This is a genomic window from Nocardia brasiliensis, from assembly GCF_042691675.1.
Taxonomy (GTDB): Bacteria; Actinomycetota; Actinomycetes; order Mycobacteriales; family Mycobacteriaceae; genus Nocardia; species Nocardia brasiliensis_D.
In genome coordinates, this window is the sequence record NZ_CP170507.1 from 735,731 (window position 1) to 753,159 (window position 17,429).

18 protein-coding genes are annotated in these 17,429 nt (G+C 67.2%); 8 read left to right on the forward strand and 10 right to left on the reverse strand.

Annotated elements, in window-relative coordinates:
• Positions 1-3 precede the first annotated feature (3 nt).
• Positions 4-624 carry a TetR/AcrR family transcriptional regulator gene (locus ACFK0J_RS03770; protein WP_378736596.1) on the forward strand — a complete coding sequence of 207 codons (621 nt, stop codon included), beginning with the start codon at positions 4-6 and terminating at the stop codon, positions 622-624.
• Positions 625-634: 10 nt separating this feature from the next.
• Complete coding sequence (locus ACFK0J_RS03775; RefSeq protein WP_378736598.1) at positions 635-1,828, forward strand: acetyl-CoA C-acetyltransferase; 1,194 nt, start codon at positions 635-637, stop codon at positions 1,826-1,828.
• A 58-nt stretch (positions 1,829-1,886) separates the two neighbouring features.
• Here ACFK0J_RS03775 and ACFK0J_RS03780 read toward each other — a convergent pair whose 3' ends face one another.
• From ACFK0J_RS03780 to ACFK0J_RS03795, 4 genes are all read right to left on the reverse strand, one after another.
• On the reverse strand, positions 1,887-2,948 hold the full coding sequence (locus tag ACFK0J_RS03780; RefSeq protein ID WP_378736600.1) for an NAD(P)H-dependent flavin oxidoreductase: 1,062 nt from the start codon (positions 2,946-2,948) through the stop codon (positions 1,887-1,889).
• Entirely contained in the window at positions 2,945-3,703 is a 759-nt protein-coding gene (locus ACFK0J_RS03785; protein ID WP_378736602.1) for a CoA-transferase subunit beta, read from the reverse strand. The genes ACFK0J_RS03780 and ACFK0J_RS03785 overlap by 4 nt, the downstream gene beginning before the upstream one ends.
• A complete protein-coding gene (locus ACFK0J_RS03790; protein WP_378736604.1) occupies positions 3,700-4,584 on the reverse strand; it encodes a CoA transferase subunit A in 885 nt (294 codons plus the stop codon). The genes ACFK0J_RS03785 and ACFK0J_RS03790 overlap by 4 nt, the downstream gene beginning before the upstream one ends.
• 90 nt (positions 4,585-4,674) lie before the next feature.
• The gene (locus ACFK0J_RS03795) at positions 4,675-5,439 is read right to left on the reverse strand and encodes an enoyl-CoA hydratase family protein (protein ID WP_378736606.1); all 765 of its coding nucleotides are present in this window, start codon (positions 5,437-5,439) and stop codon (positions 4,675-4,677) included.
• A gap of 100 nt (positions 5,440-5,539) precedes the next feature.
• Between ACFK0J_RS03795 and ACFK0J_RS03800 the strand changes: the two genes are divergently transcribed.
• From ACFK0J_RS03800 to ACFK0J_RS03820, 5 genes are all read left to right on the forward strand, one after another.
• Positions 5,540-6,331, forward strand: a complete 792-nt coding sequence (locus tag ACFK0J_RS03800) for an SDR family oxidoreductase (protein ID WP_378736608.1) — start codon at positions 5,540-5,542, stop codon at positions 6,329-6,331.
• Between the two features lie 32 nt (positions 6,332-6,363).
• Positions 6,364-7,275: an SDR family oxidoreductase gene (locus ACFK0J_RS03805; protein ID WP_378736610.1), complete on the forward strand. Its 912-nt coding sequence runs from the start codon at positions 6,364-6,366 to the stop codon at positions 7,273-7,275.
• Between the two features lie 177 nt (positions 7,276-7,452).
• The gene (locus ACFK0J_RS03810) at positions 7,453-8,520 is read left to right on the forward strand and encodes a hypothetical protein (RefSeq protein WP_378736612.1); all 1,068 of its coding nucleotides are present in this window, start codon (positions 7,453-7,455) and stop codon (positions 8,518-8,520) included.
• Between the two features lie 11 nt (positions 8,521-8,531).
• Positions 8,532-9,047, forward strand: a complete 516-nt coding sequence (locus ACFK0J_RS03815) for an ImmA/IrrE family metallo-endopeptidase (protein ID WP_218473242.1) — start codon at positions 8,532-8,534, stop codon at positions 9,045-9,047.
• On the forward strand, positions 9,044-10,054 hold the full coding sequence (locus ACFK0J_RS03820) for a hypothetical protein (RefSeq protein WP_378736615.1): 1,011 nt from the start codon (positions 9,044-9,046) through the stop codon (positions 10,052-10,054). Before ACFK0J_RS03815 ends, ACFK0J_RS03820 begins: the two co-directional genes overlap by 4 nt.
• Before the next feature lie 343 nt (positions 10,055-10,397).
• Here ACFK0J_RS03820 and ACFK0J_RS03825 read toward each other — a convergent pair whose 3' ends face one another.
• Together ACFK0J_RS03825 and ACFK0J_RS03830 are read right to left on the reverse strand one after the other, a co-directional pair.
• Positions 10,398-10,814 (reverse strand): helix-turn-helix domain-containing protein, encoded by a 417-nt coding sequence (locus tag ACFK0J_RS03825; protein WP_011207048.1) that lies wholly within the window; start codon positions 10,812-10,814, stop codon positions 10,398-10,400.
• 362 nt (positions 10,815-11,176) lie between these two features.
• Positions 11,177-12,340 (reverse strand): steroid 3-ketoacyl-CoA thiolase, encoded by a 1,164-nt coding sequence (locus tag ACFK0J_RS03830; RefSeq protein WP_378736617.1) that lies wholly within the window; start codon positions 12,338-12,340, stop codon positions 11,177-11,179.
• Between the two features lie 101 nt (positions 12,341-12,441).
• Here ACFK0J_RS03830 and ACFK0J_RS03835 point away from each other — a divergent pair, with 101 nt between their 5' ends.
• Positions 12,442-13,743 carry a cytochrome P450 gene (locus ACFK0J_RS03835; RefSeq protein WP_378736619.1) on the forward strand — a complete coding sequence of 434 codons (1,302 nt, stop codon included), beginning with the start codon at positions 12,442-12,444 and terminating at the stop codon, positions 13,741-13,743.
• Positions 13,744-13,806: 63 nt separating this feature from the next.
• Here ACFK0J_RS03835 and ACFK0J_RS03840 read toward each other — a convergent pair whose 3' ends face one another.
• The 4 genes from ACFK0J_RS03840 to ACFK0J_RS03855 are packed head-to-tail and all read right to left on the reverse strand — an operon-like array spanning position 13,807 to position 17,393.
• Entirely contained in the window at positions 13,807-14,229 is a 423-nt protein-coding gene (locus ACFK0J_RS03840; RefSeq protein ID WP_378736621.1) for a nuclear transport factor 2 family protein, read from the reverse strand.
• A gap of 34 nt (positions 14,230-14,263) precedes the next feature.
• Positions 14,264-15,151 (reverse strand): TIGR03619 family F420-dependent LLM class oxidoreductase, encoded by an 888-nt coding sequence (locus ACFK0J_RS03845; protein WP_378742611.1) that lies wholly within the window; start codon positions 15,149-15,151, stop codon positions 14,264-14,266.
• Positions 15,152-15,156: 5 nt separating this feature from the next.
• Complete coding sequence (locus ACFK0J_RS03850) at positions 15,157-16,323, reverse strand: thiolase domain-containing protein (RefSeq protein ID WP_378736623.1); 1,167 nt, start codon at positions 16,321-16,323, stop codon at positions 15,157-15,159.
• Between the two features lie 53 nt (positions 16,324-16,376).
• Positions 16,377-17,393, reverse strand: a complete 1,017-nt coding sequence (locus ACFK0J_RS03855) for a thiolase domain-containing protein (protein WP_378742613.1) — start codon at positions 17,391-17,393, stop codon at positions 16,377-16,379.
• Positions 17,394-17,429: the final 36 nt, after the last annotated feature.

The window sequence follows — 17,429 nt, forward strand, 5'->3', positions numbered from 1 at the left end:
ATTATGGCCGATGTGACCGCACCCGACGCTTCGAAATCAGCACGGCGCAATGAACTGCTCACGCTGGCGGCGGAACTTTTCGCCGAGCGAGGTCTGCGCGCCACCACCGTGCGCGATATCGCCGACGCGGCCGGGATCCTATCGGGCAGCCTCTATCACCACTTCGATTCCAAGGAGTCGATGGTGGACGAGATCCTGCGCGGCTTCCTCGACGATCTGTTCGGGCACTACCGCGAGATCGTCGCCGCCGGGCTCAGCTCGCGGGACACCTTGGAAGCCTTGGTGATCGCGTCGTATCAGTCGTTCGATCGGCACCACGCCGCGGTGGCCATCTACCAGGCCGAAGCCAAACGCCTGCGCACCGCGGAGCGGTTCACCTACATCGCCGACTACAACCGCGAATTCCGCGAGCTCTGGCACCGCGTACTGACCAACGGCGTGACCGACGGCAGCTTCCGGCCCGAAATCGACGTCGAACTGGCCTACCGGTTCCTGCGCGACACCGTGTGGGTCGCGGTGCGCTGGTACCAGCCCGGCGGCCCGATCACCGTAGACAACCTCGCCAAGCAGTACCTGACCATCGTGCTCGACGGGCTCACCGTGTCCGAACAGCGCACCACGTAGGAGTTCTTCGATGTCAGCACCAGCCACCCCCCGCCGCCCGTATGCCCCGCTGCGGGACGCCTACGTGATCGATGCGGTGCGCACCCCGGTCGGCAAGCGCGGCGGCGCGCTGGCCGCCGTGCACCCCGCCGACCTCGGTGCCGCCGCGCTGCGCGGACTGTTGGACCGCAGCCCGATCGATCCCGGCAATGTCGACGACGTGATCATCGGTTGCGTCGACAATGTCGGTCCGCAGGCCGGAAACGTCGGCCGCACCGCGTGGTTGGCCGCCGGATACCCGGAAGCGGTGCCCGGCGTCACCGTCGACCGGCAGTGCGGATCCAGCCAGCAGGCCATCAATTTCGGCGCGCAGGCCATCATGAGCGGCACCGCCGAGGTGATCGTGGCGGGCGGGCTGCAGAACATGAGCGCCATCCCGATCTCCGCCGCCATGTACGCGGGCAAGGAGTACGGATTCGACTCGCCGTTCGTCGGTTCCGCGGGCTGGGATCATCGCTACGGCACCGCCGAGGTCACCCAGTTCCGCGCCGCCCAGCTGATCGCGGAGAAGTGGCGGATCAGCCGGGAAGACATGGAGCGCTGGGCATTGCGTAGCCACGAGCGGGCGCGCGATGCCATCAAGAACGGCCGCTTCGATCGGGAGATCGTGCCGGTCGGTGACTTCTGGATCGATCAGGGACCGCGCGAGACCAGCCTGGCGAAGATGGCGACGCTGCCCCCGCTCGCCGAGGGCAGCCCGCTGACCGCGGCCGTGGCCAGCCAGATCTCCGACGGGGCGAGCGCCACCCTGCTCGCCTCCGAATGGGCCGTCGAGGCCTACGGTTTGACGCCGCGAGCACGCATCCATCACGTGAGCGCGCGGGGCGCCGACCCGATCTTCATGCTCACCGCGCCGATCCCGGCGACCAAGTGGGCGCTCGAGAAGACCGGCCTCACCATCGATGACATCGATGTGGTGGAGATCAACGAGGCCTTCGCACCGGTCGTGCTCGCCTGGTTGCAGGAGACCGGCGCGGACCCGGAGCGGGTCAACGTCAACGGTGGCGCCATCGCGCTCGGCCACCCGCTCGGCGCCACCGGCGCAAAGCTTTTCGCCTCGCTGCTGAACGAACTCGAGCGGATCAACGGCCGCTACGGGCTGCTCACCATCTGCGAGGGCGGCGGCACGGCCAACGTCACCATCATCGAGCGTCTCGGCAGCTGAGTAGCGCAACCGCGAAACGCCCCGCTCCCTGGCTGGAGCGGGGCATCCGCGTTGGTGTTCAGAGCACCTTGCGCAGCTCTTCGATGCGCGTGATCGCGTCGGTGACGATGCGGTCGATGAGTTCCTGGCAACTGGGCAGGTCTTCGATGATGCCGGTGACCTGGCCCGCGGCGAGCACCCCCGCCTGCGTGTTGCCCTCGACCAGACCGGCGCGCAACAGCATCGGCGTGTTGGCCGCCATGACGACCTGAGACCAGGTGAGGTCCTTGGTCTTTCGCATCGCCAGCCCGTCGCGGACCAGGGTGGACCATTTCATGCCGGTCATGCTCTTGAACTTGGCGGCATTGGCCACCGCCGCGGCGAGACCGCGAGCCCGGCCCGAATGCTCCAGCCGCTGCACCAGTTCGGTGTTCAGCACCCGGTGCGGCATGCCGTCGACCTTGGTGGAGACCACGGTGTCCTGCAGCTGCCTGCGCAGGTACTCCTGCTTGACGGCCTCGGGTACGGTGCTCTCCTTGGTGAGCAGAAACCTGGTGCCCATCGCGACCCCCGCCGCCCCGTAGGCCAGCGCCGCGGCCAGGCCACGACCGTCGAAGAAGCCGCCTGCGGCGACCACGGGAATATCGACCGCGTCCAGTACCGACGGCAGCAGCAGGGTGGTGGCCACCGGGCCGGTGTGTCCGCCGCCCTCGCCGCCCTGCACGATGACCGCGTCGGCGCCCCAGGACGCCACCTTCACCGCGTGCTTGGCCGCACCGATCGACGGAATCACCACCACGCCCGCGTCTTTCAGTTTGGCGATGAGGTCCTGCTTGGGCGCCAGCGCGAACGACGCGACCGCTACCTTCTCACGGATCAGCAGATCGATGCGTTCGGGAGCGTCCGACGCGTCGGCGCGGATGTTCACACCGAACGGTTTGCTGGTGTGCGCCTTGGTCTTCGCGATCGCCGCTGCCAGCTCCGGGTAGGTCATGGTGGCCGACGCCAGAATGCCCAGCCCGCCCGCCTCGGCGGTGGCGACGACCAGGCTGGGGCCGGCCACCCAGCCCATTCCGGTCTGCACGATGGGGTGTTCGACGCCGACGAGCTCGGTCAGCGGCGTGCGCAACCGCGCGGTCATGACGGCACCTCGGTGTCCCGAATCTTCTTGGGATCGAGCACGTCCCGAATCAACCGCAGTTCCTCGGCATTGGGCAGCCGGGTTTCCGGCGCATCGGCGAGTCCGTCGATCTCGAACGCGGTGTTCTCGGCGACCTCGGCGGCCGTGACGCCGGGGTGCAGGCTGCGGGCCCGCATGGTGTGGCCAGGACCCTCGAAATCGAAGATGCCCAGGTTCGTCACTACCCGGTGCAGGTGATGGAACCGGAACGCCGGGTTTGCCGGATCCACCTTGTCGTAGCCGACGCCGGAGACGATGTCGACCCGGTCGGTGAACACCCGGCTGGTGTGCCGCGAAACCCAGTAGCTGGTGGCGTGATTGATCGTGTTCCCGGGCGCGCCACGTACCCCGAACATCTGCCGGGTCGGCTGCTGTAGCGCACCGAACGCGGAAAGGTTCTGATTGCCGTACCGGTCGATCTGGTTGGCGCCCATCACCACGTGGCGTCGGCCGGAGGCTACGACATCGAACACCCGCCGGAACGGAATCCAGCCCTCGATCGGTCCTTTACCGCCCAGCGGGGGAGTGTCGGCGAAGAACAGCGCCTCACCGTCGGAGAGCAGCAGATCCGGTTCGGTGGTCAGCTTGGCCAGGCGCGCACCGATGATCGACATCGGCGACATCGGGCTCGCCATGATTTCGCCTGCGCCACTGAAGATCTCCGCGCAGGCGACGGCGCACACCTCGGCCCGGGTAATGGTTTCGGTACTCTTCATCGCGAAGCCTCCTCTGCGAAGTCGCGGACTGCGGCCTGGTACTCGTCTTCGGAGACGGCCAGATACTTGTCCACGAACTCCTGCCAAGTCTCCGGGCTTTTCGCCGATTGCACGTAGTGCTTCTGAAACTTCTCGTCCCGGCCGTAGCTGTCCCCGGCCAGCGTGAAGTGGGCTCCGCCGGGCGCCTCGACAACTCCGTCCACCATCATCCGGTTGAGCAGCAGCGATTGCAGGGGAACGGCTTTCACCAACTCGTCGGTCTCGACGATCCGCTCCATCGACACGTACCGGCGCTCGGCCGCCAGGCAGTAGAGGTCATCGAAATAGGGGTCGACACCGGTGTAAGCGGCATTGCCGTGCCGGTCGCCGATATTCAGATGCACCAGCGCGGCATCGAGCTGCAGCGCGGGCATCGCGATCAGCGTTTCCGTCCGCCCCTCGGCATCGGGGTAAGGTGAAGTGACCGTGCGCAGTTCGCCGTCCCAGAAGTTCGGCACATCCGAGCCGAGTCCCGCCCGGATCGGCAGGAACGGCAGCCGGGCCGCGGCCGCCTCCAGCCCGCACTTGAGCATGCCCTCGTCCATCTCGCGCGCCACCAGCGCACCGGAGGTCCGCGCGTGCGCGAACCACGGGTCGTAGAACGGCGGCGAATCCAGCGATACGAACCCGTAATAGGCCTTGCTCACCTTGCCTGCCGAGCACAGCAACCCGAGGTCCGGCCCGCCGTAACTGACCACCGTCAGATCGGTGAGGTCCGACCGTAGGATGGCCCGTACCAGCGCCATCGGCTTGCGCCGTGAACCCCAGCCGCCGATGCCGATGGTCATTCCGCTGCGCAACTCGCCGACGACCTCGTCCAGCGACATTCGCTTGTCTCGCATGACTTCTGAGTCCCTGTCTAATTGGCGGCGTTCCCGGTCCCTCCGTGGTTACGCAAGCTGCCGCCTCCGGGCCTGCGCTCACGCTCGCCGTTACTGCTCGGCCTTGCGCGCCGCCAGATCGTCGTCGAACCGGGCGCGGATCTCGTCGGCGACACCGGCGAGGTTGAGTTCGAAGGTGAATCCCTGTTCGTACCGGTAGCTGCGGTGTACGTCCTGCGGGTCGATGCCGTTGAGCGCCCGCTTCGCCGCGCGGATCACCCGGCCGTCCTTGGCGGCGATGTTCTTGGCGACTTCCATTGCGGCGGCGTCGAGTTCGGCCCGCGGCACCACCTGATACACCGAGCCGAAGTGCTGCAACTGCTGCGCGGTGATGGTGCTCGCGGTGTAGAACAGCGCCCGCATGAGGTGCTGCGGCACCAGCCGGGACAGATGGGTGGCCGCGCCGAGCGCGCCGCGATCGACCTCGGGCAGGCCGAAAGTGGCGTCGTCGGAGGCGATCACCACGTCCGCGTTGCCGACCAGGCCGATGCCGCCGCCGAGGCAGAAGCCCTGCACCACCGCGATCACCGGCACCGGGCAGTCGTATACCGCCGCGAATGCCTCGAAGCAGCCATGATTCGCGTCGATCAGCGCCTGATGGCCCGGCTTGCTCTGGATCTCCTTGATGTCCACGCCCGCGTTGAAACCGCGATTCTCGGCGCGCAGCACCACGACTCGCGTCTCCTTGTCCCGCCCCGCCGCGCGGATCGCGTCCGCGATATCGAACCAGCCGTCGGTCGGTATGGCGTTGACCGGCGGATAGTCGACCGTGACCACGGTGATACCGGTGGATTCGGAGTGACGGTTGATCCCCATCGCCTATCCCTTCGTGATGGCCCCAGCCCGATCGTGATCAATCCGGCTCGGCATAAGCCCAGCGTTGGCAAAGCAAGCAGTTGCTTGGTAGGTTAGCACGGTGGCACTCGAAATCGATCTGGCCGACCGCGTCGTTCTGGTGACCGGCGGCGTCCGCGGTGTGGGGGCGGGTGTGAGCCGGGCATTCCTCGCGGCGGGAGGGACCGTGATCGCGTGTGCCCGGCGGCCCGCCGACGCGCCGATCGAGGTCGGCGGCCGCGCCATCGAATTCCTGTCCTGTGATATTCGCGACGCCGACGCGGTGCGGGTGTTGATCGAAACGGTCGTCGAGCGCCACGGCCGCCTCGACCATCTGGTCAACAACGCGGGCGGCGCACCGTTCGCCCTGGCTGCCGCGGCGAGCAAAAACTTTCACGCCAAGATCGTCGAGCTGAATCTGCTTGCGCCGTTATTGGTTTCGCAGGCGGCCAATGCGGTGATGCAGCGGCAGCCGGACGGCGGCTCGATCGTGAACATCTCCAGCGTCAGCGGTCACCGGCCGTCGCCAGGTACCGCAGCCTACGGCGCCGCCAAAGCGGGCATGGACAGCCTGACCGCCTCGCTGGCCGTGGAATGGGCACCCAAGGTCCGGGTCAACTCCCTCGTCGTCGGCCCGGTCGACACCGAGCTGAGCCAGCTGCACTACGGCGACCAGGACGGCGTCGACGCGGTGGGGGAGACGATCCCGCTCGGCCGGTTGGCCCACCCGGACGACATCGGCCGCTGCGCCGCCTTCCTGGCCTCCCCGCTGGCGTCCTACGTCAGCGGCGCCGCCCTGCTGGTGCACGGCGGCGGTGAGCGGCCCGCCTTCCTGGCCGCGTCCACCGCGGCTGCCGGGCAGCAGCAGTCCTGAACACATCGGACACACACGAAGAGGACACAGGTATGGATTCCGAGCAGCTCTGCGCAGGCCGCGTCGTCATCGTCACCGGCGCGGGCCGTGGCATCGGCCGCGCGCACGCGCTCGCCTTCGCCGCGGCCGGGGCCAAGGTGGTCGTCAACGACCTCGGTTCGGCGCTCGACGGCGCGGCGACCGCCGAGACCCCGGCGGCGCAGGTCGTCGCGGAGATCGAGGCACTCGGCGGCACGGCCGTGGCCAATGGCGACGACGTCGCGGATTGGCAAGGCGGCCAACGGCTTATCCGCCAGGCCGTGGACACCTTCGGCGGACTGGACGTGCTGGTCAACAATGCCGGTTTCGTGCGCGACCGGATGCTGGTCAACCTCGGCGAGGAGGAATGGGACGCGGTGATCCGCGTGCACCTCAAGGGTCATTTCGTCACCATGCGGCACGCGATCGAGTACTGGCGCGGTGAGTCCAAGGCCGGTCGTCCGGTCGATGGCCGCATCATCAACACCAGCTCCGGTGCTGGTTTGCAGGGCAGCATCGGCCAGGGCAACTACGGCGCGGCGAAGGCGGGTATTGCCGGACTTACGCTGACAGCGGCCGCGGAGTTCGCTCGCTACGGCGTCACAGTAAACGCCATCGCCCCCGCCGCCCGCACCAGAATGACCGAGACCGTCTTCGCCGACACCATGGCCCGGCCGGACGAGGGCTTCGACGCGATGGCCCCGGAGAACATCTCCCCACTCGTCGTCTGGCTCGGCAGCCCAGAATCGGCCGCGGTCACCGGGCGCATGTTCGAAGTCGAGGGTGGCAAGATCGCGCTGGCCGAGGGATGGCGGCACGGCGTCGCGGTCGATCGCGGAGCCAGGTGGTCGCCGGCCGAGCTCGGCCCGGTGGTAGCTGACCTGGTAGCCAAGGGTATGCCGCCCGAGCCGGTGTACGGGGCCTGACCGGGCATCCGACCTTCTTCCTGCGCCGATAACGGACGGGGGTTAACATGGGCCCTTATCCGCTAAAAGTCCCGTGTGAGAGTCGCGACCGGGCAATATCTGCGCTTTACAACTGAGGGGAAGGCTCGGCGCATGGCCATTGGTCGCACATTCCGTGTGGTTGCAGTAGCTGGGACTGTGGCCGGCTTTGCGCTACTCGGGCCTGTCGCGGCCGAGGCGCAGCCCGAAGGCAGCTGCCCGCAGTGTGCTGCGGACCCCGCTCCGCCGCCCTACGACACCGGCGAAACCTGGTATCCGCTGTCCGTCCCCGGGCAGCGTTCGGACGTCAGCGCGGTGCCGACGAACCCCGCTATCGGCTCGGGTTCGGCGGCCGGCTCCGCCGCCGCGGGCTCGGCTGCCGCCGGAGGTTCCGCTGCCGCGGGTTCCGCCGCGGGAGGTTCCGCCGCGGCTGGTGGGTCGGCCGCGGCAGGCTCGGCAGCCGCCGCTGGTTCGGCCGGGCTCGGCGCGCTCTTGGGTACCGGTTCCGCCGGGCTCGGGGTGACGCTCGGTACCGGCTCGGCCGGACTCGGCGTCGTCCTCGGTTCCGGTTCGGCCGCGCTCGGCCTCACCGGCTCCGCGGGAGTCGGCGCCTTGGCAACGGGTTCCGCCGCGGTCGGATCCGCCGGGATCGGCGTCGGCGCAACGGGTTCGGCGGCCGTCGGTTCCGCGGGTGTCGGTTCGGCCGGGGTGGGTTCCGCGGGTGTCGGTTCCGCCGGAGTCGGTTCTGCCGGTGTCGGTTCCGCCGGAACAGGTTCGGCCGCAGTGGGTTCCGCTGCGGTGGGCTCGGCTGCCGTCGGCTCGGCGGCTCCGCTGCTGTTGCTTTTGATCCCCATTCCCGCACCACCGACTCCGGTCGTTCCGCCGGTCGTGATCCCTCCGGTGCCGTCTGCTCCGGCCGTCCCGGCCATCCCGGCGCTCCCCGTACTCGTGCCGGTCCCGGCTGCGGTTCCAGCTGCGCCACCACCACCCCCGCCTCCGCCACCTCCGCCACCACCGGTGCAGGCGGCACCCGCCCAGCCGAACCCCGACGTGCGGCCCACCAGCGCCGACGACGGACTCCCGAAACCCAAGCTGCTGTCGGTGATCGGCGGTCTGATCGCCCTCGGGTTGGCGGGAGCCGGTTCCGGCGCGGTCAGTTTCCAGAGCGCCGCGGCCGCGCAGGCCAGAGTCGACGCCGCCCGTGCCATGTTCTTCCCGAGGCCGTGAGGGGTGATGGCATGAGTGAGAGCAAGACTCAGAACAGCTCGCGGTCTTACCGACGGGTCGCCGCCGCGGTCGACGCCGTGTGCGCCGTCGCCGCGGACTTCGACGCCACCACCCTCGACGAGGTGGTGCTCGCCATCGCGAGCGAGCGGCACCGCGAAATCGAAATCGCCAGTGCGCAATTGGGTCCTGGCGTGTGCGGCCAGCGCAGGCTCTACCCCGATCGGGACGTGATCGTGCTCGCCGAATCGCTGCCGAGCCGGGAGCACACCCTCGCACATGAGTTGGGGCACATCGTGTTCAACCACGAGGGCGCGCCGGCCGACGAGGTGACGATCGAGGCCAGTGACGATCTGATCGCCTACATGTTGAGCCAGCGGGCGCACCAGCAGATCCTCGATGACGGCGCGGACGAGCTCGCCGAGTGGGAGGCCGAGACCTTCGCCGCCATGCTGATGACCCGACTGCGCGTGTTCAATTCCCGGGGCGCAGGCGTCTCGGTCCTTCGATTCGATGAGGCGTTGGGATGACCCTCTGGTTGACGGCTCTGCTGGTCTGGATGGCGGCAGGCGCGCGGGTAGGGCGCGTGCTGGTCAAACCCGCGACGACGGCGCGAGTGGCCATCGTGATCGCGGTCGCCGCGGTCGCGCTGGCCGCCACCGTCGCGGTCCCCGAGATCGCGGTGGCGCTGGACAACCTGCGTCCGCAGGGCGTGCGGGCCGGCTGGCTGTCCGACGGTGTCGTGGTCTCGGCCTGGGTCATCTTCGTCACGGCCACCTCGGTGGTCGCCTTCGCCGCCTGGCCGGTGTGCTCCCGGCAGAACCTGCGTCAGGTCGCCATGGCCATCTACAGTCTCGGTGTCGTCACAGTGGTCGCCACCCTCGCCTGGTCGTTCACCTTGGGCTGGGAGGTGGTCACGGTCGGCGCGGTATTCATCATCGTCACCGGTCTCCGCAACCTCGACTGGACCACGCTCGGACGGGGCATTGCGATCTACACCACAGGCACCGCGGTCGTCGCGGGGCTCGCGATGTTGGAGATCCGGCGCGCGTTCACCGAGGCGCCGCCGGTGGCTCCGGGCCAGCCGAACTGGGCATGGCAGGCATGGGAAGTGGCGAGCCTGCTGATCGCGTTCGGCGCGGTGTGGATCGTGGTGGAGCTGTGGGTGCGAGCGCGGGTGCTGCTGCGCCAGATTCGACTGTTGCACCGCATCATGGTCGGTCGGTTTCCAGAAGTGGTCGCGCACGACCAGACCGGTACGTCCACTCAGCTGCGCGCGTCCGATCAAGTGGCGCAGATCATGGACGCCCTTTACCTCCAGTCCGGCGGCGGTGTGGTGCTCGCCGCGGTGCCGCCGCCGCCACCGTCGATCGCGGAGCGCGCGGACACCGTGGCGCAGTGGGCGCGAAACCCACTGGGCGATGTGGCGCTCGACGCACGGTGGATTGCTCCGCCGGAGGGGATTAGTCCGCGCGGCTGGGTCCAGGCCATCGCTAGGGCCTATGACGCGACAACACTCGAACCCGCTCGAAATTGAGCTGTTGCGCCTCTGACGGGTATTCAGCGCACTAGTGCGTGCCCCGAGATGTGCGTTGCTGGCCGGCGGCGGAGCGAGCCGCTGAGTTCTGGGTCTTCCCTATGAGTTACCCATGTACTCACGAAATCAGTTGGCCGAGAAAACCCTTGTGCGGCGACTAGTTCCAAAATTCTCGAATGTGCTTGCATCAGCCGATGTTCGGCATCGTCAGTACCCCTTGACGAACAAGCCCCTATTTCCCTGGGCACGGCTGTGCCGCCTATGCACATTGGCCGGCCGGACGCGCACATAACACAGCACAGTGCGACCCTGTGGGTCGCACTGTGCTTCCGTGCAAGAGAACCTATTCGGTGCCATCCGGAGGAATTTCGGGCAAGCCTTCACTTGCCCGCAACTTCTCCGCCATGGACGTGAGGAGGTTCTGAGATTCTTCGGACAGGTCGAACGCTCTACTCGACAGCCGTCGCAGTCCGTAGCCCTGCAGCTGGGACAGCAACTCCAGATCGTGATCGATCTTGGCGGCATAGATGTCGTTGAAGAAGTAGTCCGGCTTGACCTTGAAGAACTTCGCCAGGGCGGCCACCGTCTCATCGGACGGGTTCGTCCGTTGTCCCGACCGCAACTGCGACAGGTACGGTTTCGAGATCGGATGTCCGGAGGCCGTCAGCGCAGCCGCAACCTCCGCGTTGGTGTGCGGCTTACGCCCCGGGGGATGCACGGTTTCGAACAGCTTGTTCAGCCGCGCCGCGAAATCAGCCATTGTGAGCCGCCCAATTCCCTTCGCTGTACTAACAGTCGTTATCTCGGATACGTATCATTGATATTAGCGGCTCAGTAACTGAAAACCTACGCCTGATTCCGGATTTCCTTGAAGCTTCTAGGTGCCAGTCCGGCGAAGGTACTGGGACCGTTGCGTTTGCGGGTCACCCCAACGGCTCTCGAGAAGCCGACGTACGGACCGGTTCTGGCCCGTCCTGGAGGTCTTCCACGATACACGCTTGATAGCGGCAAGATAGCTGACGTCTCATCTAGTTGTCGGTCCTCCGGAAGATGTGGCGTACGACACGTTTCGGGGCCTGGGGGATGAACGTTCAACAATCCGGTTTCGAGGGGTCGAGGGCCCTACAGCCGCTCGATGATCGTCCCTGTCGCCATTGCGCCACCGGCACACATCAGCACCATGGCGGTGCTGCGGCCCGTTCGCTCCAGCTCATGCAAAGCCGTTGTGATCAGCCGGGATCCGGTAGCGCCCACCGGATGGCCCAGTGCGATCGCGCCGCCGTTGACATTGACCCGGTCCAAATCCGGCTGATGCACCGCGGCCCAGGACAGCGCCACCGACGCGAAGGCCTCGTTGATCTCGAAGAGGTCGATGTCGCCGATGGTCATTCCGGACCGCTCCAGCAGGCGGGAGCACGCCTGCACCGGACCGTCGAGGTGAAATTCCGGCTCCGCGCCGACCAACGTTTGGGTGACGATTCGTGCCCTTGGTCGCAAACCTGCTCGCTGCGCGGCCTTTTCGTCCATCAGCAGCACCGCGGCGGCGCCGTCGGAGATCTGTGACGAACTCCCGGCGGTGTGGATGCCACCCTCCAGTACCGGCTTCAGCTTCGCCAGTCCCTCGACGGTGGTCTCGCGCAGTCCCTGGTCCCGTGACACGTCCAGCTTCTCGCCGGTCGGCTTGCCCGCCTTGTCGACGGCGGGCGCGGTGATGGTGAGCACCTCGCGATCGAAGCGCCCCTGTGCCCACGCCGCCCCGGCCAGGCGCTGCGAACGGGCGCCGAACTCGTCGACGTCGGCGCGAGTGATGCCGCGTCGCTTGGCAATCCGCTCGGCCGCCTCGAACTGATTCGGCAGGTCGATGCTCCAGGATGCCGGCCTGCGTGCGCCGGCGTGCTCGCCGACATTGGCGCCCAACGGAACTCGGCTCATCGCCTCGACGCCACAGGCGACGCCGATGTCGATCGCGCCGGTTGCGATGAGTCCGGCGATCAGGTGGTTGGCCTGCTGTGCCGAGCCGCACTGCGCATCGATGGTGGTCGCGCCGACTTGCCAGGGCAGTCCGGCGTGCAGCCAGGCGACCCGCGTCACGTTGTTGGATTGCTCGCCCGCCTGGGTGACGCAGCCGCCGATGACCTGCTCGACCTGCGCCGGATCCAGATGGGCGCGTTCGAGCAGCCCGCGCTGGGCGAGGCCGAGTAGCTCGGCGGCGTGTAGCCCGGCCAGCCAGCCGCCGCGCTTGCCGATGGGAGTGCGCGCGGCCTCGACGATGACGGGTGTGCCCATGTCCAACCTTTCGTATGGGACAGAAAACTGAAACGAGTTCTCCGTAGTTTTCGAAGGCGGTTCTGTCCGGTTTCTTTCCTCATACTGCCGCCTATGCTTCAATGATTATAGAACGTGTTTCAGTTTGTCGAAGGAGACATCTGGTGGTAGACCCTCGGAATATCCGGCCGAATCTGCCGGACGGATTCGATGTCACAGACCCCGACATCTACGCCGAGCGGGTTCCGGTCGAAGAGTTCGCCGAGCTGCGCCGCACCGCTCCGATCTGGTGGAATCCGCAGCCCGCCGAGGTCAGTGGCTTCCATGACGAGGGCTTCTGGGTGGTCAGCAAGCACGCCGATGTCAAAGAGGTGTCCCGGCGCAGCGACGTGTTCTCCACCTTCGAGAACACCGCCATCCCGCGCTTCAACGACGACATCACCCGCGAACAGATCGAACTGCAACGGTTCGTCCTGATCAACAAGGACGCCCCTGAGCACACCAAGCTGCGCAAGATCATTTCCCGCGGCTTCACCCCGCGCGCGATCAACGGTCTGCGCGCCGAACTCTCGGCGCGGGCCGAGTCGATCGTCAAGGCGGCGGCCGAGTCCGAGACCGGCGACTTCGTCGCGCAGATCGCGTGCGAACTGCCGCTGCAGGCGATCGCCGAGCTGATCGGCGTCCCGCAGGAAGATCGGATGAAGGTCTTCACCTGGTCGAACGACATGACCGGCTACGACGACCCGGACAACGATGCCGACCCGGTCATGGCCTCGGCCGAAATCCTCGGCTACGCATACCAAATGGCCGCGGCGCGCAAGGAATGTCCGGCCAACGATCTGGTCACCACCTTGATCGAAGCGGACGTCGACGGCGACAAGCTCAGCGAGGAGGAGTTCGGCTTCTTCGTGATCATGCTGGCCGTGGCGGGCAACGAGACGACCCGCAACGCCATCACGCACGGGATGAACGCCTTCATGGAGAACCCGGACCAGTGGGAGCTGTTCAAGAAGGAACGCCCGGCCACTGCCGCCGACGAGATCATCCGGTGGGCGACTCCGGTCACTTCGTTCCAGCGGACCGCGCTGGAAGACACCGAACTCGGCGGCGTGCAGATCAAGAAGGGGCAACGGGTGGTCATGTTGTACCGCTCGGCCAACTTCGACGAGGACGTGTTCGAGCATCCGGAGAAGTTCGACATCATGCGAAAGGACAACCCACACTTGTCCTTCGGCGGCACCGGCGCGCACTTCTGTGTCGGTGCGAACCTGGCCAGGCTGGAGGTCGACCTGATCTTCAACGCCATCGCCGACCATCTGCCGGATATCACCAAGATCGGTGAGCCGAAGCGGCTCCGGTCCGGCTGGCTGAACGGGATCAAGGAATTTCCGGTCGACTACAAGACCTGTCCGGTCGCGCACTGACCACGAAAGAGGCCCTCGTCCCGGTCGTCGCCACGCCGGTTCGAGGGCCTTTCGCCCAGTGGTTCAGCTGATCTTCTTGGCGGTGGCCATCGCGCGGTCGACCTCCCAAAAGGCCCGCAGCGCGGCGATTTTGCCCGACTCGTCCACCCGATAGGTGAATACGCCGTCGGCGTCGATCTGATGGCTCCCGAGCGTGCTGCGGATGGTGCCGGTGAAGGCCACCTCGTTCCCGCACGCGAACGAGTCGCCGAACAGGAACTCGATCGCCGTCGTCTGCGCGATCGCCTTGTCCCAGAAGTCCGCGATCGCCGCCTTGCCGCGGTGACCCTTGCCTTCCGGGTCGAAACCCGAAGGGCCGATGGGATCTTCGACGATGCCGTCTTCGGCGAACAGTGCCACCCACGCCTGCTTGTCCCGAGCCCGCACGGCGGCCTGCGAAGCCAGCCCGGCTACCCGGGCCGGATGGTCGGTGGTGGTGGCGGTCATGGTCGCTCCTTGTGTTCTGCGGGGGAGTCGGCGGTCACCGCGCGGCGGCGACGATCGGGTCCTCGATATGCGCCGCGGCGAATCGGCGCAGCGCGTCCTGTTTGGCGGCGAGCTCGCCGTCGAAGCCGATGCCTTCGGTGAGCCAGGGGACCACGATCGCGTCGGTTACGCCCGCATCCGCCAGCTCCTGATAGCCCGAACGGCCGAACCGGTCGACGCACACCGCCTGGATCTCGAACGGCGCGTCGCCCCGGCCGAATTCGGCACGCAGCGCGTCGAGCTTGCCGATGGTGCGGCACAGCTCGTCGTAGGTCATCATCGCCGAGGTCCAGCCGTCGCCGACGCGGGCGGCCCGGCGCAGCGCCGCCTCGGTGTGCCCGCCGATGTAGAACGGCACCGGCTCGGTCGGCGCCGGGCTCACCTGCAGCAGCTCGAAATCGAAGAACTCGCCGTGGTATTCGACCATGCCGCCGCCCAGCACCAGCTTGATGACCTCGATCATCTCGTCCACCCGGGCGCCGCGCCGCGCGTACGGCACGCCACACCATTCGAATTCCTCCGGCGCCCAGCCGATCCCGACACCGAATCCGAAGCGGTTACCGGACAGATTGGCCACCGAACCCACCTGCCGGGCCAGCAGCAGCGGATTGCGTGACCCGAGCTTGAGCACGTTGGTGTAGAACCGAATCCGGCTGGTCACCATGGCCATGGCGGTCGCCCCGATGAGCGGGTCCACCCACGGCGTCTCCGGTCCCCAGAATCGGCTACCGTCTGCGGTGTACGGATACTTCGCCGCCGCGGACTTCATATAGAACAGCGAATCCGGCAGAGCGACCGACGAGAAACCGCACTCCTCAGCCGTTTTGGCCAGCTCGGGCAACTGATCCAGCGGACTCAGCGCGATGCCGAGGGTGAAGTTCAGCGGACTCATCGCTTCTCCGACCCGACAACCCACATGGAGAAGTACTGGGAGCCGCCGCCATAGGCGTGGCCGAATGCCTTGCGGGCGCCTTCGACCTGGTAGGCACCGGCGCGGCCCATCACCTGCTTGGCGGCCTCGGCGAAGCGGATGAGCCCGGATGCGCCGATCGGATTGGACGAGAGCACGCCGCCGGACGGGTTGACCGGCAGAATGCCGCCGATCTCGGTTTCGCCCTTGTCGGTCAGCTTCCAGCCGTCACCCTGCGGCACGAAGCCGAGGTTTTCCAGCCACATCGGCTCGAACCAGGAGAACGGCACGTAGATCTCGGCCACGTCGATCTCGTCGAGCGGGTCGGTGATTCCCGCCGCTTGCCACAGCGCGGCGGCCGCGTCCTGCCCGGCCTGTGGGTTCACCTGGTCGCGCCCGGCGTACGTGGTCGGCTCGGTCCGCATCGCGGTGCCGTGCACCCAGGCGACCTTCTTGCCGGTGGCTTCGACGGCGGTGGCCGCTTCTTCGTCGCCGATCACGAGGGCACACGCGCCGTCCGATGACGGGCAAGTCTCATCGAAACGAATGGGGTCCCACAGCATTTGTGAGGCCAACACGGATTCCAGCGTGATGTCGGGCTGCTTCAGGTGGGCGTGGGGGTTCTTGGCGCCATTGCGGCGATCCTTGACCGCGACCATCGCGCCGATATGGCTCGGCGCGTTCGAGCGCCGGATGTAGGAACGCACGTGCGGGGCGAAGTAGCCGCCCGCACCCGCGCCGACCGGCATGGTGAACGGCACCGGAATCGACAACGCCCACATGGCGTTCGACTCCGACTGCTTCTCCCAGGCGATCGCGAGCACGCGTTTGTGCACCCCGGCCTGCACCAGATTCGCGGCGACCACGCCGGTGGAGCCGCCGACCGAACCGGCGGTGTGCACGCGCAACAGCGGTTTTCCGGTGGCGCCCAACGCATCCGCCAGATACAGCTCGGGCATCATGACGCCCTCGAACAGATCCGGCGCCTTGCCGACCACCACCGCGTCGATATCGGCGATGGTGAGGCCGGCGTCGACGAGCGCGCGATCGATGGCTTCGCGGCACATGCCCGCCATCGACACATCGGTTCGTTTCGTCACGTGATGGGTTTGTCCGGTGCCGAGCACCGCAGCCGGGAAACTCACGGCTCCGCCGCTCCCTTCGGACGCTGTGTTGATGGTTCCCTCGCTGCGCTCGCTCACCGGCTCGCCTCCGAATCCAAGACAGTCACAAGGTTTTGCTGCAGCGCGGGGCCGCTGGTGGCATGGGCGAGTGCGCGATTCGCGGACCCATCCATGATCGCCTCGGCCGCGAAACCGATGCGCTCCAGACCGGCGGCGAACATCGGGTTCGCGGCAAGCGCGCCGCCCGATGGATTCACCTTCGTGCCGTTCGTCAAGCCGATCGCCTCCGCGAGAATCAGCTGCTGATGACTGAACGGCGCGTGCAGCTCGGCGATATCGAAGCTGGTATTGCCGCCGGTAACCGCTTGTGCGGCAGCCGAAGTCGAGGGCGAGACGGTGAGATCGCGGGCGCCGAGCGTCGGGGTGTCCACCCGGTGCGCCATCCCGGTGATCCATGCCGGACGTTCGCAGAGTTCGCGGGCCCGGTCGCCGACCGCGAGCACGATCGCGGCGGCGCCGTCGGTGATCGGCGCGATGTCGTGGGCCCGCAGCGGATCGGCGACATACGGTGTGCCGAGTAGGCTTTCGACGTCGCCGTCATCGCCTGCGGCCACCGCCGCCATATCGCGTTCGGTCCAGCGGCCCGCGTCCAGTCCGGCCCTGGCCTGCAGGCCCGCGATGGACCACGCGTCCGGCCACAGCGGCGTGACCAGGTACGGATCGAGCTGCATGGTGAGAATCTGGCGCAGCGTGCCCGCCGACGACTTGCCGAAGCCGTACACCAGTGCGGTCTTCGCCTGTCCGGAGCGCAGTTTCACCCAGGCCTCGTACAGCGCCCATGCGGCGTCCATCTCGACATGCGATTCGTTGATCGGCGGCACCGCGCCGATCGCATCGATCGCGGAGATGAACGAAAAAGCGCGTCCGGCAAGGTAATCGGAGGATCCGGAGCACCAGAAGTCGATATCGGACTTGGTGATGCCGAGCCGGCTGTAGAGCTGCTGGAAGCAGGGCACCAGCATCTCCACGCCATTGGTGGTGCCGAAGGTCTCCGGCACATGCGGCGCGTGGGCGAAACCCACGATCGCGATGTCGCTAGGGGGACGGTAGCCGTCGGAGCCCGCGGA